This window comes from Massilimicrobiota sp. An105, from assembly GCF_002161155.1.
In the GTDB taxonomy this organism is placed as follows: Bacteria; Bacillota_I; Bacilli_A; order Erysipelotrichales; family Coprobacillaceae; genus Allocoprobacillus; species Allocoprobacillus merdigallinarum.
This window is the reverse complement of the sequence record NZ_NFLY01000012.1, coordinates 22,275-44,790: the sequence shown is the minus strand read 5'-3', so window position 1 is coordinate 44,790 and position 22,516 is coordinate 22,275. Positions and strand designations below refer to the sequence as shown.

At 27.5% G+C, this 22,516-nt stretch carries 23 protein-coding genes; 19 read left to right on the top strand and 4 right to left on the bottom strand.

Annotation, left to right across the window (positions count from 1 at the left end; translation table 11 throughout):
• Window positions 1-75 precede the first annotated feature (75 nt).
• The 7 genes from B5E48_RS05030 (at window position 76) to B5E48_RS14085 (ending at window position 6,474) form a co-directional block, all read left to right on the top strand.
• Window positions 76-1,056, top strand: coding sequence for a glycosyltransferase (locus B5E48_RS05030; RefSeq protein WP_087304288.1), 981 nt, complete (start codon window positions 76-78; stop codon window positions 1,054-1,056).
• Window positions 1,046-2,011: a glycosyltransferase family 2 protein gene (locus B5E48_RS05025; RefSeq protein WP_206407315.1), complete on the top strand. Its 966-nt coding sequence runs from the start codon at window positions 1,046-1,048 to the stop codon at window positions 2,009-2,011. Before B5E48_RS05030 ends, B5E48_RS05025 begins: the two co-directional genes overlap by 11 nt.
• A gap of 20 nt (window positions 2,012-2,031) precedes the next feature.
• Entirely contained in the window at window positions 2,032-3,054 is a 1,023-nt protein-coding gene (locus B5E48_RS05020; protein WP_158097259.1) for a polysaccharide pyruvyl transferase family protein, read from the top strand.
• The gene (locus B5E48_RS05015) at window positions 3,051-4,574 is read left to right on the top strand and encodes a lipopolysaccharide biosynthesis protein (RefSeq protein ID WP_087304286.1); all 1,524 of its coding nucleotides are present in this window, start codon (window positions 3,051-3,053) and stop codon (window positions 4,572-4,574) included. The genes B5E48_RS05020 and B5E48_RS05015 overlap by 4 nt, the downstream gene beginning before the upstream one ends.
• Before the next feature lie 7 nt (window positions 4,575-4,581).
• A complete protein-coding gene (locus B5E48_RS05010; RefSeq protein WP_087304285.1) occupies window positions 4,582-5,649 on the top strand; it encodes a radical SAM protein in 1,068 nt (355 codons plus the stop codon).
• A gap of 243 nt (window positions 5,650-5,892) precedes the next feature.
• A complete protein-coding gene (locus B5E48_RS13780; protein ID WP_206407314.1) occupies window positions 5,893-6,120 on the top strand; it encodes a hypothetical protein in 228 nt (75 codons plus the stop codon).
• A 126-nt stretch (window positions 6,121-6,246) separates the two neighbouring features.
• Window positions 6,247-6,474, top strand: coding sequence for an IS3 family transposase (locus tag B5E48_RS14085; RefSeq protein WP_087304284.1), 228 nt, complete (start codon window positions 6,247-6,249; stop codon window positions 6,472-6,474).
• Between the two features lie 198 nt (window positions 6,475-6,672).
• On the opposite strand, the gene B5E48_RS13775 is transcribed toward B5E48_RS14085, so the two are convergent.
• Window positions 6,673-7,338, bottom strand: coding sequence for a transposase (locus B5E48_RS13775; protein ID WP_206407313.1), 666 nt, complete (start codon window positions 7,336-7,338; stop codon window positions 6,673-6,675).
• Between the two features lie 127 nt (window positions 7,339-7,465).
• Between B5E48_RS13775 and B5E48_RS04990 the strand changes: the two genes are divergently transcribed.
• The 5 genes from B5E48_RS04990 to B5E48_RS04975 all read left to right on the top strand — a co-directional run bounded on the left by B5E48_RS04990 (window position 7,466) and on the right by B5E48_RS04975 (window position 12,544).
• Window positions 7,466-7,978, top strand: a complete 513-nt coding sequence (locus tag B5E48_RS04990; protein WP_087304283.1) for an IS3 family transposase — start codon at window positions 7,466-7,468, stop codon at window positions 7,976-7,978.
• A 733-nt stretch (window positions 7,979-8,711) separates the two neighbouring features.
• Complete coding sequence (locus tag B5E48_RS04985) at window positions 8,712-10,118, top strand: LCP family protein (protein WP_241146926.1); 1,407 nt, start codon at window positions 8,712-8,714, stop codon at window positions 10,116-10,118.
• Between the two features lie 10 nt (window positions 10,119-10,128).
• Entirely contained in the window at window positions 10,129-11,556 is a 1,428-nt protein-coding gene (locus tag B5E48_RS04980) for an LCP family protein (RefSeq protein WP_087304281.1), read from the top strand.
• Window positions 11,557-11,755: 199 nt separating this feature from the next.
• A complete protein-coding gene (locus B5E48_RS13950; RefSeq protein ID WP_255376262.1) occupies window positions 11,756-11,884 on the top strand; it encodes a hypothetical protein in 129 nt (42 codons plus the stop codon).
• Between the two features lie 186 nt (window positions 11,885-12,070).
• Window positions 12,071-12,544, top strand: coding sequence for a hypothetical protein (locus B5E48_RS04975; protein ID WP_087304280.1), 474 nt, complete (start codon window positions 12,071-12,073; stop codon window positions 12,542-12,544).
• A 52-nt stretch (window positions 12,545-12,596) separates the two neighbouring features.
• Here B5E48_RS04975 and B5E48_RS04970 read toward each other — a convergent pair whose 3' ends face one another.
• The gene (locus tag B5E48_RS04970; protein WP_087304279.1) at window positions 12,597-13,046 is read right to left on the bottom strand and encodes a LytTR family DNA-binding domain-containing protein; all 450 of its coding nucleotides are present in this window, start codon (window positions 13,044-13,046) and stop codon (window positions 12,597-12,599) included.
• A gap of 658 nt (window positions 13,047-13,704) precedes the next feature.
• Here B5E48_RS04970 and B5E48_RS04960 point away from each other — a divergent pair.
• From B5E48_RS04960 to B5E48_RS04950, 3 genes are all read left to right on the top strand, one after another.
• Window positions 13,705-14,142, top strand: a complete 438-nt coding sequence (locus B5E48_RS04960) for a hypothetical protein (protein ID WP_087243405.1) — start codon at window positions 13,705-13,707, stop codon at window positions 14,140-14,142.
• A gap of 404 nt (window positions 14,143-14,546) precedes the next feature.
• A complete protein-coding gene (locus tag B5E48_RS04955) occupies window positions 14,547-15,083 on the top strand; it encodes a VanZ family protein (protein WP_087304277.1) in 537 nt (178 codons plus the stop codon).
• A 515-nt stretch (window positions 15,084-15,598) separates the two neighbouring features.
• Window positions 15,599-16,054 (top strand): hypothetical protein, encoded by a 456-nt coding sequence (locus tag B5E48_RS04950; protein ID WP_087304276.1) that lies wholly within the window; start codon window positions 15,599-15,601, stop codon window positions 16,052-16,054.
• 255 nt (window positions 16,055-16,309) lie between these two features.
• Here B5E48_RS04950 and B5E48_RS04945 read toward each other — a convergent pair whose 3' ends face one another.
• Window positions 16,310-16,537 carry a hypothetical protein gene (locus B5E48_RS04945; protein WP_087304275.1) on the bottom strand — a complete coding sequence of 76 codons (228 nt, stop codon included), beginning with the start codon at window positions 16,535-16,537 and terminating at the stop codon, window positions 16,310-16,312.
• 489 nt (window positions 16,538-17,026) lie between these two features.
• Between B5E48_RS04945 and B5E48_RS04940 the strand changes: the two genes are divergently transcribed.
• Genes B5E48_RS04940 through B5E48_RS04930 form a run of 3 tightly spaced genes read left to right on the top strand, consistent with a single transcriptional unit; the run spans window position 17,027 to window position 20,385 of the window.
• Window positions 17,027-18,421: an oligosaccharide flippase family protein gene (locus B5E48_RS04940; protein ID WP_343286327.1), complete on the top strand. Its 1,395-nt coding sequence runs from the start codon at window positions 17,027-17,029 to the stop codon at window positions 18,419-18,421.
• 1 nt (window position 18,422) lies between these two features.
• Window positions 18,423-19,409 (top strand): glycosyltransferase family 2 protein, encoded by a 987-nt coding sequence (locus B5E48_RS04935; RefSeq protein ID WP_087304273.1) that lies wholly within the window; start codon window positions 18,423-18,425, stop codon window positions 19,407-19,409.
• Window positions 19,399-20,385 (top strand): glycosyltransferase family 2 protein, encoded by a 987-nt coding sequence (locus tag B5E48_RS04930; RefSeq protein WP_087304272.1) that lies wholly within the window; start codon window positions 19,399-19,401, stop codon window positions 20,383-20,385. The genes B5E48_RS04935 and B5E48_RS04930 overlap by 11 nt, the downstream gene beginning before the upstream one ends.
• Window positions 20,386-20,813: 428 nt before the next feature.
• Here the strand turns inward: B5E48_RS04930 and B5E48_RS04925 are convergent, their stop codons facing one another.
• Window positions 20,814-21,143, bottom strand: a complete 330-nt coding sequence (locus B5E48_RS04925) for a DUF2589 domain-containing protein (RefSeq protein WP_087304271.1) — start codon at window positions 21,141-21,143, stop codon at window positions 20,814-20,816.
• Between the two features lie 192 nt (window positions 21,144-21,335).
• Between B5E48_RS04925 and B5E48_RS04920 the strand changes: the two genes are divergently transcribed.
• Window positions 21,336-22,502, top strand: a complete 1,167-nt coding sequence (locus B5E48_RS04920; protein ID WP_087243398.1) for a MerR family transcriptional regulator — start codon at window positions 21,336-21,338, stop codon at window positions 22,500-22,502.
• Window positions 22,503-22,516 lie beyond the last annotated feature (14 nt).

The window sequence follows — 22,516 nt, the reverse complement described above, 5'->3', positions numbered from 1 at the left end:
AGGTTACTGTATGTTTAACTTTAAAATGTAAATTCGTTTAGAGAAGAACAGAAATTATGGAGACGAGGTAATGTGATGAATATGTTAAGTATAATTGTACCAGTATATAATGTTGAAAAATATATTGATCGGTGCATGGAGAATCTTTTACATCAGGAGATTGATAAATATGAAATTTTGCTCATTGATGATGGTTCTACGGACAAAAGTGGCGATATATGTGACAAGTATGCAAAAGAGAATAATTGTGTTCGGGTATTTCACATCGAGAATGGTGGAGTGTCAAATGCAAGAAATTTTGGTATAGAGAAAAGCACGGGTGAATATGTAGCTTTCGTTGATTCGGATGATGGTGTAGCTCCAAATATATTTGCTGAAATGCTAAGATTAGCGCGTGATTGGGATTACGATATTGTACAGTGTAATTTTATTGAATCGAAGTCTGCTCAATCAGAAGTTGTTCAGGTAGTTGAAAAAGATCAGGTTATTGATGGCGGGATTGCTAGCATACGGTATATTTATTATCCCAAGTTGATTCACAACTCTGTTTGTACAAAAATATTCAAAAGATCTATGCTCAAAGAGATTAGATTTGATAATCAATTGAGTGTATCTGAGGATTTGAAATTTACATTTGAGTGTTGCATGCAGAGTAAAAAAATAATGCTTTCTCAGTTAGGTGGGTATATCTATTATATTAGAGATGATTCTGTAACACATCAAATTGTTAACGAAAAGCACTTGGACTGTTTCAAAATGAACGATTGGGCTTTAAAACAAGTCGGAGAATCGAAAGAATTAGTAGATATGATCAATAGTCTTGATCTGTATCAAGCAACGCAAATGTTTTATTCTGTATCCGTTCATAATTCGAATAAAAAATATTTGGATTATATCAAAAAAAGAATTCAAAGTAACCCAATGAAAGTTACTAGTGTGTTCGACAAAATTTTTGTTGCGTTGATAAATTTTAGTGTCCCATTAGCTGTTGTTGTGGCGAAAATATACTATACATTAAAGCATCTCAGAGATGGCAAAAGGACAAATGAAAAGTAGTACAGAAGGGATTGAAAAAATTATGAATGATTGTAAGATTTCTATTATAATTCCTGTTTATAATGTTGAATCATATATAAAACGATGTGTGGATAGTATCATAAATCAGACATATAAGAATATAGAGATAATCTTAGTGGATGATGGTTCAAGGGACAAAAGCGGAGATATATGTGATGAATTGGCCAAAACAGACACAAGGATTAAGGTACTGCATAAAAACAATGGTGGTTTATCAGAGGCTCGGAATTTTGGAGTGGAATGTTCAACCGGAGAGTTCATTACTTTCATCGATTCAGATGATTATGTATCTCATGATTATATAGAATATCTATATTCGTTAGTTTTCAATTGTAATGCTGACATAGCTACCATCTGTTTTTATCGTACTGAGAAGGATATTTTCGAAGGAAAAACAAACGATGCTTTACCTGAATTAACTGAAATGAGTGGTCGAGAGGCTTGCTGCAAACTGTTGGAACAGAAACTGTATTATGTTCCGTTAGTCATTGCTTGTGCGAAATTAATTCGAACGAGCATAGTGAGAAAATATCCATTTCCCGTTGGGAAAAAACATGAGGATGAGGCAACAACAGCAAAATTCTTATATTCTGCTGACAAGGTTGTTGTATCAAATAGGGAGTTGTATGCTTATTATCAAAATCCACACAGTATTACACATACTAAGGGTACTTTAAAAAATAATGATGCCATTTGGGCACTTTATCATCGAGCTCAGTTTTTTGATGCACTTTTGGAAAAAAAGTTGGCAAAAATGTCATATACTTTTCTATTTGATTATTTGGCTCGTGATTCTTTTATGTTTGATAGAAGATGTGATAAAGAAATACACGCTCTTGTAAAAGGGAAACAATTGACTTTTAGAGGAGAGCTATATCGATTAGGCTACAAGATATCTCCAAGGATATACATAGCAATACGACGTTTTTTATGATGATAAAGGAGAGATTAACAATGTGGATAATTAGAATATTGCGAAGCCTTAAATGGCATTTTAAAATCTGGAGTTTGTTTCGAGTGAGAAAAGATCAGGAAAACGTAATAATTATGCTTGCAACACCAACACACGGTAATTTGGGTGATCAGGCAATAGTATATGCAGAACATCAATTTTTGGCAAAAAAAATTCCAAATAAAAAAATTATTGAAATTCCAAATAATTATTATGTTTCGTATCGACATATTGTGAAAAAGTTTGTTCATAACGATGATGTGATAATAATTGATGGAGGAGGAAATTTAGGTACACTTTGGAAACATGAAGATGATAAAATCACATCAATTATAGAAACTTTTTCTGAAAATAAAATTATAGTGTTCCCACAAACTTGTTTTTATGATGGGACAAAAGAAGGGCAGTTACGCAAAGAAAAAAATAGAATAGCATACCAAAAAGCATCAGATTTAACTGTAATGCTTAGAGATAGAGCATCATTTGATTTGTTTCAATCAATTTTTCCGTTTGTCAATGTAGTGTTTGTTCCAGATATAGTACTCTCGTTATCGCCAGCGGTACAACAAAAAAAACGTGATGGGATAATGATGTGCTTTCGCCAAGATAAAGAAAAAAATGTTAGTGAAATTAGTTTACAAAAAATTAAAGATATTTTTAAAGAAAAGAAATGTCGGGAGTTTACAACAATTGTTAATCATGATGTTGGATACAACACAAGAATATCAGAGCTTGAGGAAAAATGGAGTGAACTTGCTGGTGCCGAGCTTTTAATATGCGATAGACTCCATGCTATGGTATTTGCATTAATTACCAAAACACCATGCATTTGTTTCGATAATGTTAGTAAAAAAGTAAGTGGTACGTATGAATGGATAAAAGATGTACCATATATTTGTATCGTTAACACGGTTGATGAGATTGAAGATGCTATAGAAAAATTAGTAGACATGAATAATTATGAATGGAATTTCCAATATCCATTAGAAAAGTTATATGGTGTAGAATGGGATTCTAAGCAATGAAGTTAGATAATCAAAATAAGAAAACTATGCTAAGTTTAGCATCAAGTTTAATAGCAATGATATTGTCTATGGTTATTAGTTTTGTTTTGTCACCATATATTGTAAGTAACTTTGGTGAGGAGGCAAATGGTTTTACACAACTTGCAAATAATTTTATTAATTACGCGACTTTGATTACAGTTGCATTGAATTCTATGGCAGGTAGATTTATTACTGTTGCGTATTGTAAGAAACAGTTTGATGATTGCAGAAAATTTTATTCATCTGTTCTCGTGGGAAATATTATCATTATTGCTGTTTTATTAGTACCCGCTATGTTTTTTTCTATAAAGTTAGACAATTATTTGAATGTTGAAACGGCTGTTGTTAGCCATATAAAGTTATTATTTGCATTGGTATTTGCTAATTTCTTTGTTTCTCAAATCAATGGTGTTTTCTCTATAGCATTTTACGTCAAGAACGTACAATACTTACAAAATATAATTAATATGGTTCGTACAGTAGTAAATGCAGGAGGGTTGATAATTTTATTTACTGCCTTTTCGCCTAAGATTTATTATGTAAGTTTAGTAGCAGTTGTACTGTCGTGTGCTCTGTGCCCTGTATTTTTGATTTATAAGAAAAAAATAATGCCAGATATTTCTTTTGATATAAAATATTTCGATTTAAAGGCAGTATGGGTAATGGTATCATCTGGGGTGTGGAATACAGTTACACAATGCGGAAATTTGCTAATGACGGGATTAGATCTTTTGCTTTGTAATTTGTTTATCAGTCCAGTTCAAATGGGAGTTTTATCCATTGCTAAAACAATACCTAATACAATAATTCAGTTGGGAGCAACAGTAAACACAAATTTTTCACCAAACTTAACCATTGCATATGCAGAAGGGGATAAAAATAAAATAATATCTTCACTTCGTTACGCTATGAAGTGTTCAAGTATATTAACGTGTATTCCTATTGTAATTTTATGTGTTTACGGACTGGAATTTTATTCATTATGGGTTCCATCAATGGATGCATCACAATTAACAGTATTATCGTTCTTATCATGCATGATGCTTATTCCTTTTGCAGGTCCGCAGGTGTTGTTCAATGTATTTACTACTACAAATAGGTTGAAATTAAATTCTATTAGTGTTTTGTTAGGCGGTGTAGTTAATTTTGCAGTCGTTTTTTTATTACTTAAGTACACTGATTTAGGGTTAGTGGCAGTTACGGGGGGAAGTTCAGTAGTGAGCATAATAAGAAATCTTGTGATAACGGTTCCGTATTCAGCAAAATTACTTAATTTGAAATGGTACGTATTCTACCAAGATGTATTACAATCGTGTGTTTTGTCTGTGTTAGTTTTTGTAGTTTGTATGTTGGTAAAAAAAATTATTCAACCTAGTGGATGGTTTTTACTTATATGTTCAATTTTAGTGGCTGGTATTATAAGCGTGATTACTGCATTGATGGTAATACTGAATGCTTCTGAGCGTAAATTACTATGTAAAAAGATATTAAGGAGATGAAAATTATATGGATAAAATTAAAAAGATAGTATTATGTGCAATTCCTACATCAATCTGTAATTTCCGATGTAGATATTGCTATTTGACGCATCGAGATGAATATTATCAAGGAAAACAAGCGGATATTAAGTATTCGCCTGAATATATTGCAAAGGCTTTTTCGAAGGAGCGTATGGGTGGAGTGTGTTACTTTAATTTCTGTGCAGATGGAGAGACTTTGCTTACAAAGGATATTGACAAATACATCTATGAGATTGTCAAACTGGGGCATTATGCCGAGATTGTGACTAATATGACAATAACTCCTGTCTTGGAAAAAATCTTTGAGTGGGATAAGGAGCTTCTTGAAAGAGTTACGTTTAAATGTTCTTTTCATTATTTGCAATTGTTGGAAAAGGGCCTGTTAAATGTTTTTGCAGAGAATGTTAAACGAGCATGGTCATGTGGTTGTTCTGCAAATGTTGAAATTACCCCAGATGATGAGTTGATTCCTTATATTGATGATGTAAAAGAATTTTCAATGGAACACTTTGGTGCGTTACCTCAATTATCAATTGCACGTGACGATAAATCTGAACATGATTTCTTGACTTCAATGACAATAGATGAATATAAAAAGACTTGGGAGCAATTTGACAGTGAATTTTGGAAATTCAAAATGACAATATTTAATGAGAAGAGATATGAATATTGCTACGCAGGTGCGTGGTCAATGCTTGTAAATTTTGCAACCGGAGATACAACGCAATGCTATTGTGGTCGAGTTAGCTATAATGTATATGATGATATATCGAAACCAATCAAGTTTTATGCTATAGGGAAGTGCCGTGAAACTCACTGTTATAATGGACATGCGCTTTTAACACTTGGATGTATCCCAGGATTTACAGATGTGTGCTATGGTGATATTCGTGATAGGGAACGATTAGATGGTACACATTGGATACAACCTAAAATGAAGGCATTTCTGAATTCAAAATGTGAGGAGAGTAATGAGACATTTTCTAAAATGAAAAAGATTGTTAATGAAGGGAATATATATTTTGAAAAGTTTAAAGAAATCCTTCACAAATAATTTCTAATGGGCGCTGGATCTCGCTTGTAAAGTAAAGCAATATCCGAACTTTATTCGGGATTTTTAGTTTTTTTTTGAATAGAGTTTGATGCTAGAATAAAAAATAGACTAGTCAAATGGAAGAAAAGCAATTCATATGGTACAATGTTATAAGCTTAAATCGAAAATTAGAGAGAAGAATATGACAATGAAAAAAAACAGCATTTGCAGATGAATTTAGACAAGGAGTCGTACAATATGTAATTGATCGTCCTGAAGAATCTAAAATTTTTCATTGCTAAACAATTTGGTATAGCTGATAGTATTTCCATAAATGAATCAAAGAAGCTCGATGGCATCATTCATTCTCGTGGTAGTGATAATTACGCTAATGATGAAGCAAAAGGAATTGCTCGTTTAAAAAAAGAACTTAAAGATACCCAAGATTCCTTATATGTCTTAAAAAAGGCTATTGGCATACTTGGAAAATAAATAAGCAAGATTTATATAAACAAGTTAAACAAAAAGCTTTGAATGATAAATCAGTTTCTATTTCCGGTATGCTAAAAAATTAAAATTAAGTAAATCAGGATTTTGTGCTTATTTAAATAGAAAAGTATAAAGAAAAAAATTAGAAAAGCTAAAGCAACAATCCGAATCAAGGAAATATATAATGAATTAAAACAAATATATGGAGCACCTAAAATCACCAAGATACTTCAAAATGAAGGAGAAATAATAAGTGAAAGATATGTAAGTAATATAATGCGTGAAAATAAGATCAAAGCGCATTATATAAAACCATATACTATCACTACAAAAGATTGCGATTATACAAATAAATAAAAAAATATTTTGATTGACCATCAAGCACATGATGCAAAATATTGCTTAGATAATTCCAAAATATAAGATAATTTTTTTGAATTTACTGGGAATGATTTTCTAATAGAGTTTGCTATTTTATTTAATACATTATGACCTATTGTTTGCGTTTAAATCTCCACTCTTGTTCATGTAAAAATAAAGGTAATGCTTGTTTTGTTACACCATGGTAAATACCTTGTAATTAATCTTCTCTGATTTAAGTTGAATATCATTGGATAACTCACTAAACGTTGTCTTACCATCAGTGTTAAGAACTCTATCGTTAGACAGGTTTGCATTCATTTTAACAAATTTAGTCATATAGCACTTATTATCTGTAGGGATAACAGCTAATTTGATATATTTAGGATAGCTGTTTTCCTTATTTGTTGACAACATAACAAAAATGGACTGTTGATCAGTCGACAGTCCAGGTTTATTCGATGTTTTTGCACCAATATATGCTGTATCAGCCTCATAAAACAAACTATCAAGTATATGTTCGCTATTAGACAATGTCATCAATACACGACATTTTCTATATAGTTTAAGTGCGCTCTTATAGTTAATATCAAGCCAAGAAGTAAGTTCTCGTGCTGAGATACCTTTATTAGATGAAAAGAATAAATACATACCGAGTATCAATTTAAATAATGGCAATTTATTACCTTCAAAAATTGTATTAGAAAACAAATAATGTGTACATCCACATTTTTCACAATAGAAACCAGTTGGCCATTTAAGATTAAAGAAAAATGAAATACATGCATCTTCGTCATTACTGTATGTATTGATAATTTCAATCATAGAATCTTTTTTTGGTTTACGTTTATATGTTGCCATGATCATCACCTCTTGATGATATTTTAACATGAAAACGATACGTAAAATCTTTAAGATATAACAATAAATCCTATGTATTGGATTTATTGTGTGATTATGTTCTTTTCATAAAAAGTTTGAAGAACATGTGGGAAGTGGTCAATCAAAAAATATTTTGGATAGAGATTTTAATCCAAAATCACCTAATGAAACGTGGTGCACTGATATAACTTATATTTGGACCAATAATGATGGTTTTTTATATTTAAATAGTGTAATGGATCTTTATTCAAGAAAAATAATAGAATGGACACTAAGTAGAACATTGGAAGTAAGCGAAATATTAGAATGTGTAAAAAGGGCTAAAACAATCAGAAGTAGCGCAGATCCAGTTATTATTCAAAGTGATCGAGGAATACACTATACTTCAAATTATTATAAAGAATTAACTAAGGGATTGGTTTGCAGCTATTCTAGAAAAGGTAATCCTTGGGATAATGCTTGCATCGAATCATATCATTCATTACTTAAGAGAGAATGGTTAAATAGGCTTAACATCCAAGATTATGCACAGGCATATAGATTGGTATTTGAATATCTAGAAGGTTTTTATAATGCCAAAAGGATACATTCACATTGCAATTATCAATCAATTCGTTAACTAAATTTCTTATGTTTAATTAGTCTGAAATATTGACAGGCTACCAGGTATAAAAATATTGCAATATTTTTATACCTATTATATACTTACCATATATTCGTTTTCCGCTAATGAGGAAATCTAGGATAATAATTTAGAAGAATTAAAATCTTTTTACTCGTTTTAATATTTATATTGTAATGTTAATAGTAGCTTTTGTGATAATTAACATTATATTTGAATTTTGTATGATAATCTGATTGATGTGCTATTCTGTAGTAATAACTGCAGAATATTTTAATTATATAGAGGTATAGATATTTGATTTAATATTTGAGATGAACTATAGACAATTATATTTAATCAAAAATAACTTATTTTTCTTGTGATATTTTGTTTGGGCATACTTAAATACGGATGAAATCTTGTATTAGAGTTTTATGTTTTAAATTATATGTTATAAGAAGATAACTAATTTATTTTGTATATTTCATTTATTAAATGATTGTCAATTTATAGTAGTGTTTGTTAAAACGTGATATAAGAATTGTATATTATTTTGTCTAGCTAATAATTTACCTTTATTTAAGGTTTAGCTAGATGAATATTTTTAATAATTATACCATTGTAAAATCGTTATCATTATGCTTCAGTTTATTGAAATATTCAAACTATTATAAAATGATAATGGGTTGTAAAGACTGCATAAATCATGTATGATAGATTTGTTTATAATGAGAAAGGGAAATTAACTATGTTAAAAAAAATAATAAAAAACTTTGTGCAATGGAAAGTAATGTTAATAATTCAAATCATTATTTCAGTTATTTTTACAATTTTTTTAATACAATTAAATGTATTGCCATTATTATATAATGTTTTGATTATTATAGCTGAAATGTTATGTGCATTAGGTGTGTGTTTTCTTATAAAAAATGCTCAAAAAATTCGATTGATAATAGGACATGTATTAAGTATTTTAATTATTATTGTTTTGATTATGGGATGTTTTGTAGTTAATAAAGGACAGAGTACATTAAAGAATGTTACAAGTGATAATGTTCAAACAAATCGTATTTCATTATATGTGTTAGATGAAAGTTCATATAAGGAATTAAGTGATTTGAAAAATCAAAATATTGAAGCTAATGTTAATGATGAACATATGGCTGAAGCAATAGATGCATTAAATAAAGAAGTAAAACTTTCAATTCAAGGTCAAGAAGATTATGTACAGATGTCTAATGATTTATATGATCAAAAGACAGTTGGTATCTATATGAATGAAGCACAATCAGCATTGTTTGATGAAATTCATGAAGATTTTCATGAAAAGACAAGAGTTTTATATACATATGAAATTGAAGAAAAAGTTGAAGATTTTTCAAAAGATGTAAGTGTAACACAAAATACATTCAATGTTTTTATTAGTGGAATAGATACAACAGGTCCTGTTTCTACTGTATCTAGATCAGATGTCAATATGATTGTAACGGTAGATCCAACAAACAAAAAAATATTAATGACGAGTATTCCAAGAGATTATTATGTAACACTTGCAAATATGAGTAAAAAGGATAAATTGACACATGCAGGACTTGCAGGAGTTGAAAACTCAGTTAAGACTTTAGAAAATTTCTTAGATATTGATATTAACTATTATGCAAGAGTGAACTTTACTTCATTAATTCAAATGGTTGATGCACTTGGAGGAATAGAAGTATATTCAGATCAAGATATTCCAAAATTAGGAATTCATGAAGGTGTAAATCAGATGGATGGAAAAAAGGCATTATCTTTTTCTAGAGAAAGATATTCATATAAGAGTGGAGATAATCATCGTGTTCAAAATCAACAAAAAGTATTAGAAGCAATGCTTAATAAAATGATGTCACCAGCAATTATTACAAATTATTCATCTATATTAGAAAATATTAATGGTTCATTTGAAACAAACATGACTTCTCAAGAAATTACAAGTCTATTAAAGATGCAGTTAAGTGATATGGCTAAGTGGGACATCCAACAAATACAGTTAGAAGGACATGGAGCTATGATGACAGGTGGAGCTTATATGCCTAATCATAAATTATACTATATGATTCCTGATCAAAGTAGTGTTGATAAATGTGTATCAATAATTAAAGATATGGAAGATTAGGAGAATTATTATGGATAAATATCTTCATTATATTAAAACATCTATTCTAGCGAAAATAACATTTGTATTATTATTCCTTTTTGTAGTATTAGGATTATTTAGTTTGACACAAATCAGTATATATTTATCAACGATGTTATTTATTGTAAGTTTGATTGTATTTACTGTAATTGTTGTTTTATTAGCTTTAGCACATTATAAGATACCAAAAATAGCACTTGTTTTAGAAATTGTTCTAAATCTATGTTTAGGTGTTGTTATTTTTGGTATCAATAAAGTAAATACTTTTACAGATAAAGTAACTGATGTTAAAGAATTTGAAACAGTTGAAATTGTGGCTTTAAAAGATTCAGATATTACACAAGATCAATCTTTTTCTGATCTTATCTTGGCTTATAGCCAAGATGATAATCAGGCATATAAAAAATCAACAGAAATATTAAAAGAACATTCAAAGTCTGTAAAAAAAGAAAAACCATATCAAAACATGGAAAAAGCTTATAGTGATTTAAAAAATAAAAAAGTTGATCTTTTAGTTTTAACAAATATTGGAAAAAGTGATTTATCAGTAATAGATGAAAACTATAATCAAAATATTAAAGTTATATTATCAAAAGATTATGAAATAGAAGCAGCCAGTACAAAACAAGTAGATATTTCTAAAGAACCATTTACTATTTATTTCCAAGGATCAGACTTGTCTTCTGGAGATAATATCAATTCAACAGGAAGAGGAGATGTTAATATTTTATTAACAGTTAATCCTCAGACAAAAAAAGTCAATATGCAAGTCATACCAAGAGATTTATTTGTTTATATCCCATGTAAAGATGCAAGTAGTAAATTATCTTATAGTGGATGGTGGGGAGGTATTCAATCCTCTATTGCTAGTATTGAAGATGCTTTAGATATTGATATTAATTATTATGCAAAAATTAATTTTGATGGACTGACTGACCTTGTGGATGCTTTAGGTGGAGTTCAAGTCTATAGTCATTATACATATGATGCAGGTGGCTATCATTTTACAAAAGGATATAACGATGTGGATGGTGAAAAAGCTTTAATATTTGCAAGAGCAAGAAAAATGCTTCCTTTAAATGAAAGATCTAGAGGATATCAACAAATGGAGCTTATCAAAGGAATCTTTACAAAATTTGCTCAAGAGCCAACATATGATCATGCTATGAGTGTTATTGATTCTTTAGAAAACAATTTTACAACAAATCTTCCTAAAGAAGATTTTATCAAAGCTTATCAAATTGTAGTTGATTTATTACCTCAACTTCAAACAATGGAAAATCACTCTATTGAGGGAGAATACCAATGGCATTATGATGAAGTCAGAACAAATTATTATCAATATTACTTCTATCCTGCTGATGGTGAATTACAGGCAGTCAAAGAAAGAATTGATAGTGTTTTAAATGAACAATAAAAGAGAATATGTACAACAATCACTATGGAGATTTAATATCTGTAGTGATTTTTTTTATCTTATGAAATGAAGATTTTTGTTGTTTAATCATGAAATTTGTATAATAAGACAAGAAATGCTATATGCATGAGGTTTTTGTTTTATGATAGTAGTATCAAAGATATATCATTGATAATCAAAAATAAAGGAGAAGATTTATATGAAAAAAATAAGTGGAGAAGAATATGATGTTCAACAATTTCAAAATGTCTATAAGGATCATTGTACAAAACATCCTTCATATGACCAATTTAAAGAAAAACTTCATTTAACAGATAAAGAAGCGTAGGAAGTGTGGAATTTACTTACTCAAGGGGTCATGAGATAAGATGAGTTAAATAATGAAGCAGAGAAAATGTTTGATGTGAATGATCGATTTTGGAATAAATATTGCCAGGATGAAGAATAAAGACTTATATGCCAGAATATTTATCAGAATTTAGAAGATGACAAAAAACAGGAATATATCAGAACAGTGGTTAGAAATTCCAATGAATATTATTTACAGTTTGCTGATAAATTGGCAGAATCTCTTAATGTTTTATCTGAAACTGAATTAGCTTTATGGTCAGGTGGAAGAGATTTAAGTGATCAATATATTCATGAGCAAAGACCAGATTATGATTCTTTTTCTAGATTAAAAATGGAAATAGAAGACATTAAAAAACAAATTAGTGCTTATGATCAAGACATCAATAATATTCATCAGCAAATCAGTTTTGCTATCAAAGACATTACTTATCTGACAATCTTACAAAATCGTGTAGAAGATACACTTGCAAATAGTCAAAACATAGGTAAAGTCTTGCAGATGTTAGATAAAAGTCCACAAACTATCCACTATGATAAGGATGATATTTATTTTGATATGTTGGAGAAATGGAATCAGAGTCATGATATGAATGTTTTTCAAAACTATATTATGCAAAGTGAAAATGAATTTTTTTAGTGCATAATCAAAGATAACTATAAAGCAACCTTCATGCAATGGTTGCTTTTTGTTACAAGTTGAGTACAAGATGATCACTCTTATCAGCATATTCTCTACTGACTTGTAAATGTTCATTATTTGTCAATAATATCAATCGTTTCTTATCGCCAATAATTTTAATAGAGACAATGCTATTTTTGTTAACAAGTACAGAATGACTGATTCTATAAAAATCTTTACTTTTGATTTTTCTTTGAAATTCTTTTAATGATGTCATATGTAATATATATTGTTGATTTTGTGTATATGCAAATATTTTTCGATCAACGATTTCAATATAGAGAATGGAAATCAAAGGAATAGGATACATATTATTTTGATCATCGTAGACTTGAATGAGCTGAAAGGATTCTCGTATTTTTATTTTAAAGTTTTTACATATATTTTTATAGTTAGGATGAATAAATAATATAATTTCATTTCTAGAAATATTTCTGTCAAAATTAAAAGTAATTTTCATTTTTTCCCCCTTAAAATGATTTATATCATTTTAAGGGAATTCATGAGTTGTTTGATAAATCTATGAGTTTTTTGCACATTTCATGTTTATTTTACAAATTTTGGATATGGATATACAAAAAATCAAAAGTATTATTGATCAGATACTTTTATTGTCGATTTAGTTTTATAGATTTTGTCTCATATTGTACAAATAGAATAAGAGAATATCAAATAAAGATAAAAAGAAGACATTACTGCTACTAACCAAAGAAGTATATAATTTGGAAGATAAAAAAATGTTTGAAATAATTTCTATAATATAAAAAATTTTAGAAAAAGAATGAGATTAACTTTAGTTGGATTACTAAAATATAGGATATTTGTTAAAATGCTTTTTAAAGTGATTACGCAAAAAAAAACAAAGTACTACTTTGTATTGAACGTTGGTAAATGCCTTGAATTTTACGAATTTAAAATGATTATAAATAAGTGGAAAATAGCCATCAAGCATAAGTCGTTTTTTGGTGATGTTATATATCTACTATTTTTAATACTAAAGTGGGAAAGAAAAAATGTAGACTTCTTCATTTTTTAAAGCTTGTTTTTATTATAAATTTATAGGATGATAATAGCTAATTTATAGTTCGACTTTTATGATGTATAGGAAGGAGTTAAATATGTTTATGGTTCAAAAAAATATGTATTTTACAGTTTCTATACTTTCTTCTCAAAATGAAAAAGTATATGGAAACTTACATAGTTCATTATTAAAAAATAGTCTTGAATTTCATGATTTAACACAATTAGTATTGATAATGGATCAGTTGATAAGGGAATGGCATATTCTTGATTTGGAAAATATGAGAACATTTTTAACACAAAGCCAAAATATTGTAGAGAATTTATCTTATCAACAAATCAATCAAGATAATATAAAAGAGTATTTAAATGCTTTTTTATATTATCCTAAAGAAAGTCAAAATGTATTTTTGATTAAAGTGATGTATTATCAGAATTTTACATGGCAAGGAGAAGTTCAGTGGATTAATCAAGCTGAAACACAGTATTTTAGAAGCACTTTAGAATTATTGAAAATGATTAACTCTATTTTATAGTTTTTAATTATTATTTACATGATAAAATGTGTTATAAGTTTTCAAATAAAAAAACAAAACAGAAGAGCAATGTCATTAGGTTAAAGGGGTATTGGATTTAATGGTTAAGTTAAGGTACTGATTCAATTGAGAGGTAATCCAAAAAAATACAGGTTCGTGGAGATTTGGATTACCTTGATTTATAATCTTAACTTAATGACTTTGATGTACGACTAAGTCTTCAAGTAATTCTTTCATATTCATTATATATTCACGGAGAGTATTTAATATATTGACTTATCCTTTTTTAATACCTCTTTATAGAAAATAATATTATATGATTCATATTAAGAAATTCTTAAGAATAAATTTCTTGATATTTATGATAAAGATCATTATAATGCTATCAAGATAGGAGGGATATAATGAATCCCAAAGTAAAAGTAAGGTTAAGAATTATTGCAATATTAACAACATTAATATGGATGATTGTTATTTTTAGATTTTCAATGGATACGGGTGTTTCATCGCATGAATTGAGTGATTTTTGTGTACAGGTCTTTAATAAAGCTGTTTATCATTTTACAGGTAAAGATTTAAGAATATCTATTACACCTGAACATTATGCATTAATAGAATTGTTTTTTAGAAAACTGGCTCATATGAGTATCTATTTTATATTAAGTATAAACGTTATGATTGTTTTATTTACATTTAATATGAAAATGACATTAAGAATGTTTATATCAGCTTTATTTTGTTTTATTTATGCTTTATCTGATGAATTTCATCAGATGTTTGTAGATGGTAGAGGAGCCAGTTTTACAGACTGTTTAATTGATACAAGTGGAGCATTATTGGGTATCGTTGCAGCATTAATTATTTATTGTATTATGTATACAATCATGACAAAATATCAAAAAAATAAGGGTTTAATTAAAGGTGCATATGAAATTAATTAGGTAAGAATTATGTGATTCTTACCTTTTGTTTTTGTTATTTGACAGCTTGCATAATCAATAATAAAGTTATGAATTATGAAGATAGAAAAGTTGTTTTTATATAAAATAAATAAGTCAATATATAATCTGTTTTGTTCTTGAAAAATAAAATAAATAATTTTATTTTATTGATATATGAATGCTTCAAATGTTCAAATACGGGAAGATAATGAAGTAAAAGGTAAGTGAAAAATAGTGAAATTAATTCTCGGCAGGTAGTTAAAATATTATGTATCTTTCAAAATACATTTCTAAGGTGGTCATACGAGCAGTCACACAGAGATGTGAATTTATAATTTTGCATGCAAAAAGTTGACATTATCGTTCAATAGATTTTATAATAAAATTGAGTTCAAAAAGGGCTTAAAACTAATAAAAATGTAAGATTTTATACAAAAAATCATGTAAAAAATAACGCTCGAAAATGTTCAACTTTATCGTTCATTTTTTACTTTATATTGAGAGGAGTTGGGAAAATGTCATTTGTTACAAAAGATATGTATTTTATAATTGCAATATTTCCACATGAAAAATGTGAAATATGTGGAGATCTGCATAGCCCAGTTTTAAAGGAAAGCGTACAATTTCATGATTTAACAGAGTTAGTCCTTATTATGGACAAAATCATGCAAGATTTTAATATTCCAAAATATGATAAAAAAAATCGAAGCTTTGTCTCAGATTATAAATCAATCAATATTCCATTAGAATATCAAGATTTAAATTCAGGTAATTTTGAAAGATATTTGGATAAATCATTGAAATTTCCGATGGAAAGTCAAAACATTTTTACAGTTAAGGTTATGTATAGACAACATTGTACATGGCAAGGACAAATTGTTTGGATTGGACAAGATAAAGTGCGATTTTTTAGAAGCGATTTGGAGCTTATTGCATTGATTTATTCAACTTACAATGAAGATTATCAGTAATGTTTTCTTTCTTTGATGACTATTGTAGCTGTTTTTTTGATCATTCTATTTATGGGAGTAAAACTGTTAGGTGATAGTCTATAAGTTGTAACAAGTTGAAATATGATTTCTCATTATCAAAGGAGGGTTAATATGTGTATATGATAACTTTAATTGCAGAATTTATCATAAAAGTTATTTGAGTTGATTTGTGTTGACTCTTGTTTTTTTGATATTTGTTTGGTTAATGACATTCACAATGAGCATATATTCTACTCATGTTGTAAAATCTTTCAATATATTCAAATGCCAATTGATATGCTTTTCATAATTTCTAATCTTATAGAATTTTAACCATTCTCTCTTGATTAATGCATGAAATGATTCAAGATATACCCATGGTATCCCTTTTCTTGAATAGCCTCTTATAAATTCTTCTGTCATTTCTTGATATTGTATTGATGTATACTGTACAACTTTTATGAATTCAGGATATTGTGACATGCATGACAACCACTACATAAAGTATTACAGTTTCATGTGATAAGAATGGTTGCTCTGGTGATACTCTTTTTGGACTTGATTAAGTAAAAAAGCTTAATGGAGTCATTCACAAATATGTTGAGCGAACTTAGTTTGGGGCAAGAACTTGGTTAGTGAGAGGTATAACATTTATGAATAGAATAAGTTTGGAATCAGATTGTCAAAAAATCATCAAGTTGTTATATCTTTTGAGTTGGTCAAAAATAGGAAAATGAATAACTAAAATTTAAAATACATTCATTAAATAATCTTTGGTTGAAGTTAGTAGTGTTTTAAATATCAATGATTTAGAGAAAGGTATATCTAATGTATTTAAAGAAAATTATGTGTCATACTTAGCGGGAAACTATATCAAGAGTTGACAAAATAAATCAAAGTTTTTTAAAAGTGCTTTAAAATTATTTATTCGCAGTTATAAAGGAAAATAATTAAACAAAGGGGGAGAAAAATATTTCTGTTAAAAAAAATTTAATTTATCAAATGGGATATCAATTTTTTATGATGATGATTCCTTTTATTTTATCTCCATATTTAGCAAGAGTTTTTGGCCCTGAAAATATTGGAAGAACATCTTTTATATCTAATATTAATAATTATTTTATATTGTTTGCCTCTTTAGGAGTTTCTGTATATGGGAATAGAGAAATTGCATTTGTGAGAAATGATAAAAAAAAGCTTAGTCAAATTTTTATGGATATATTTTTTGTTCATTTTATTGTAGGAAGTCTAATATTCGTCATATATTTATTTTTTTGTTTTTATTACAAAAATGATCAAATTTTATATTTAATAAGTTCATTAAATATTTTAGCAACTATTGTTGATATTAGTTGGTTTTATGCAGGTATTGAAAAATTTAAAATTACTATTTTTAGAAATGTTTTGATGAAAGTATGTTGTATTATACTTATATTTTTATTTGTTCATAGCAATCTCGATATAGGATTATATTTATTTATTAATGCATCCACTTTATTAATAGGTCAACTATTAACATGGATAGCTTTAACCCAATATATAACATTTATTAAACCTGACCATAGAAAAATTTTGTATCATTTAAAACAAATGATAATACTATTTGTACCTATAGTGGCAATGAATATATATCATCAAATGGATAAAACGTTACTAGGTATTATGTCTACAAATGCAGAATTAGGATTTTATGTTTATGCCGAAAGAATTATTGCTATACCGGTTGCATTATTTAGTGTCGTTTCAACAGTTATGATGCCTAGAATATCACATGTTACGCATCAAAAGCAGTATGAGCAGCAGAATCAATATATAAATATAATGTTTAAATTAAATACATTTTTAAGTATAGGTTCTTTTTTTGGATTATTAGCCATAAGTCATATATTTGTTGAACTTTTTTTTGGAATAGATTTTTATAAAGTTTCTGACATAGTTAAATGTTTGTCTTTGACATTACCAATTATTGGTTTTTCTAATGTGATTGGAAATGGATATTTATTACCAAATAAAAAGGATAATATATGGATATTATCTTTAGTTGTAGGTGGAATTGTAAATTTGGTTGCAGATATGTTTTTAATCCGTTATTGGTATGCTCTAGGAGCAGCATGGGGAACTGTACTTGCAGAACTTTCTGTTTTGATTGTTCAATTTATACTATGTAAAAATAATTTTGAATGGAAAGTTGTATTTAAATATATTTTTAGAAATAATATTTCAGGAATAGTTATGTTTTTAATTGTTTATCAAATTTTATTCTATGGAGAGACTTGGCAATTTTTAATTTTATCAGTAAGTATAGGATTTATTGTTTATGCATTTCTTAGTTTTTTAATTTCAAAAATATTAAATAAGGAGGTATAAGATGAAAATAAAGTATAGTTTTATAATACCTGTTTATAATCGTGAAAAATATATAGATAGATGTTTAGATAGTATTCTTAAACAGAAGATATTTAATATTCCTTTTGAAGTTATTATTGTTGATGATGGATCGATTGATCAAACGGAGAAACATATTAGAAATTATTTATCACCTCATATTCACTATTTAAAAATTAAACATAGCGGACCTTATATTGCTAGAAAAATTGGTATAGAGAATGCTAAAGGGGAATATATATTATTTGTTGATTCAGATGACTGTATTACAGAGGAATATTTAAAGATTATAGATCAAAATATTAAAGATTATGATATTTTGGAATTTGGATTTTATAGTAAAGACGCCAAAAAAAATTTTTTACCTTATGACAATGATTCTTCTATTTATTTAAAGCATTTAGTTTCTTCGCGATATAAAGGGTATGGTGGTTCTTTATGCACACGTGCATTTCAATCAAATTTATTTAAAAAGTTTCTTTTAGAAAATTATCATTATTATTATATAGAGGATTATATGCTTCTGGTACATGTTTATCAACATGCTAAAAAAGTTGGGAATATTAAGCAAGTTTTATATCACATTTATCCATCAGATAATTCTCTTACACGATGTCAATTTGATGAGAGAAGATTTTCTACAATAGAGATAGAAGAAAAAATTTTGCAACTTTTAAAAGAATATAATCAACATTATGATATGAAAAAAGAAATTATGTATTCTAAATCTTTTGTATTACAAGAAGTATTAGTTTTGTCTTCGCATTTATATTTAAACAATTATAAGGTTTGGAATAAAAATAAAAATAGATTAAAAACATATGTTCATCAGTATAGTTCTTTTGCAGCGTTTTATTATCTATCTTGGAAGATGAAAATAGGCTATTTCATTTACATAATAAGTCCAACTCTTTTCTTTTTTATCTTTAAGCATTATATATTATTGAGAAAAATTCATCATGAAAAATAAGATACCTTTAATTAGTGTAATTGTCCCTGTATACAACGTTAAAGATTATTTAAAAGATTGTTTAAATTCTATTATATTACAATCTTATAGTCATATGGAAATTTTGCTTATAGATGACGGGAGTACGGATGGTAGTGGTGACATTTGTGATGAATATGCAAAAAAGGATTCTCGAATTAAAGTTTTCCATCAAAAAAATTTGGGTCTATCTGCTGCAAGGAATATGGGATTAAATCATATGAATGGTGAATATCTTACTTTTGTTGATTCTGATGATACTATTTCTAAGTTCTTTTTAGAATTATTATTGAAAGAAATATTAATGTATCAAGTAGATATGGTTGTATGTGATTATTTAAGATATGTTCATGATGATGAAATTATAGATCAATATATTGATTCATATCAATTATTCTTTTTAAGTGGTACCGATGTTTTAAAATCTTTAGGAAAATCATATCATTATTTATTTATACCATCATGGGGAAAATTATATCATAAAGATATATTTAAACATTTACGATTTAAAGAGGGAAAAATACATGAAGATGCTTTTATATTTCATTTGTTATATGAAAATGTGAATAGTATTTGTTGTTTAAATACTAAATTATATTTTTATAGATTATCATATATGAGTATAACGAGAATAAAGGGGATATATTATGATCATTTTGATATTATAGATGCATTAGAAAGTAGACTTCGTTTTTATCAACAAAAACAATGGGGTGAATGTGTAGATGCAACTATTAATGAGATTATTTATAAATTGATGAATGGTTATGATGATGAAAGATGGGATAAAAATTTCATTAAAGAGAAAATAAAATATTACAAAAAGAAGTATTCTAAAAAAAGAAATTTAAGATTATGTATTGAGTTGTTTTTATTTTCTATATCTCCAAATTTAAGAAAATATAGTATTTTACTTTTAAAATATATAAAAAAATTAATACATATTTTTAAAAGGTGAAATTTTGAAATGATATTTCAACAACTTTTGAAGAATACTTTGTTCTTTTCTACAATATCTGTAAGTCCTGTCTTTGGGAATTAACGTTAAAAAATAGTGTTAGTTTTAAGGATGATGAAACGGTGCTCATTTAAAATGATTAAGATAATTAGGTTAGTTATTTGTTATAGATTTTATATATTGATGATTTATAGTACAGAATTGTTTTGAGTTTAATAGAAATGATTATATGTAAGAATTTAAAATATGAGAAATAATATATGACCATTTGTATATGAAAATTGGAGAAGGAATTAAGTTGAATCTCAGTTACTCTCCAATTTTATTATAGAGATTATCTATTCTGATATTGAGTGGTTTTTATTGATTGTAAGTGAACTCAAGCACTTTGAAATTCTTATTTCATATATTAAATGAAAACATTATCATTAAGAATTCTCATCTGGTTTACTTTCTTTGATTTCCATATCAAACTCAATATAATTTGGATCGATTTGTAGATGAGGAATTGGAACAATTGTACGCAATGGGGCATCGATGTTTATATCTTTATTAATGATTGTTTCATCAGGATTCTCATTTTCTTTTGTATAATCAAATTGATCATTTCTGATTTCCTTTTGTTTTTCAAATTCAACTTCTTGAATGTATTCTGTTATCATTTGGTCAAACATTATTTTAGCGTCATCTTTAGCCTTTAATGGTTTACCAATCAATTCTTCCATATCCAGTCCTTTAAATTGACTATTTATTGACATTTTTCATTATCCTCTCATTACTTATACTTAAATATATTATAAACAATCAATGGATAGTAATCAAATATATTGAATATTTCAATAAGAGTTCCTTTGGCTTAGACATCATCACTTGTATAGATGAAACTAATATACTTGTGATAAAACTTTTAATAGTGATATAATAAAAATGATACTGAGGATGTGAGAAAAATGAACTATTATAAAACAGGTGAATTTGCTAAAAAAGCCAGTATATCTATAAGGACAGTTCGCTATTATGATAAAAAAGGATTGTTAAAACCATCATTAATTGATACTAATGGGTACCGTTTATATACTGATAAAGACTTTGAAAAGCTTCAAAAAATATTATCTTTAAAATATTTAGGATTTTCTTTAGATGATATTTTTGCAATGACAGCCAATGATAGTTATTTATCTTTGAAACAGTCCTTAGACTTACAAATGAAATTGATTCAACAAAAAATAGAAACATTGCAATCTATGCAATCTTTTTTACAGGAAGCACAAAATACTCTCATTCACAATGAAAAAATAGAATGGTCCGAGTTTATGAAGAATATCCAAATGGATGAAATGGAAAAAGAACTTGTAGAGCAGTATCGTAATGCGACAAATATAGATATTAGAATGAGGTTGCATGATAAATATTCTATAAATCCAATATCTTGGTTTCGTTGGTTGTTTTCTTATTATTGCTTACATGAAGACAGTTGTGTTTTAGAAATTGGTTGTGGGAATGGTCAATTATGGAAAGAAAATCAAGAATTGATTCAAGGACATATTGTTTTATCAGATATATCACAAGGCATGGTTGATGATGCTAAAAAGAATCTTGAAAATATATCAGATATCAATTATCAATGTTTCGATTGTTTAAATATCCCTTATCCAGATGAATCGTTTGATATAGTGATAGCAAATCATGTTTTTTTCTATTTGAAGGATTTAAATCAGGCATTGAAAGAGATTCAAAGAATTTTAAAACCAGGAGGTTATTTGTATTGCAGTACGTATGGTAGTCAACATATGAAAGAAATTACAGATTTGGTCAAAGAATATAACCCTAAGATTGTATTATCAAATAGACAATTATATGACGTATTTGGATTAGATAACGGTAAAGATATTCTATTGAAATATTTTACTGAAGTTAAACAAGAAAAATATGAAGATCATTTAGAAGTAGATAATATGGATGATATTGCTAATTACATTTTATCTTGTCATGGCAATCAAAGTGAGTATATTTCTAAAGATTATATGGCTTTTAAAAAATTCCTTGATCGTAAATTATCATCACATTCTCATTTCTATATTACAAAAGATGCTGGTATGTTTATTTGTCAAAAATAGGTATTGACCATGAC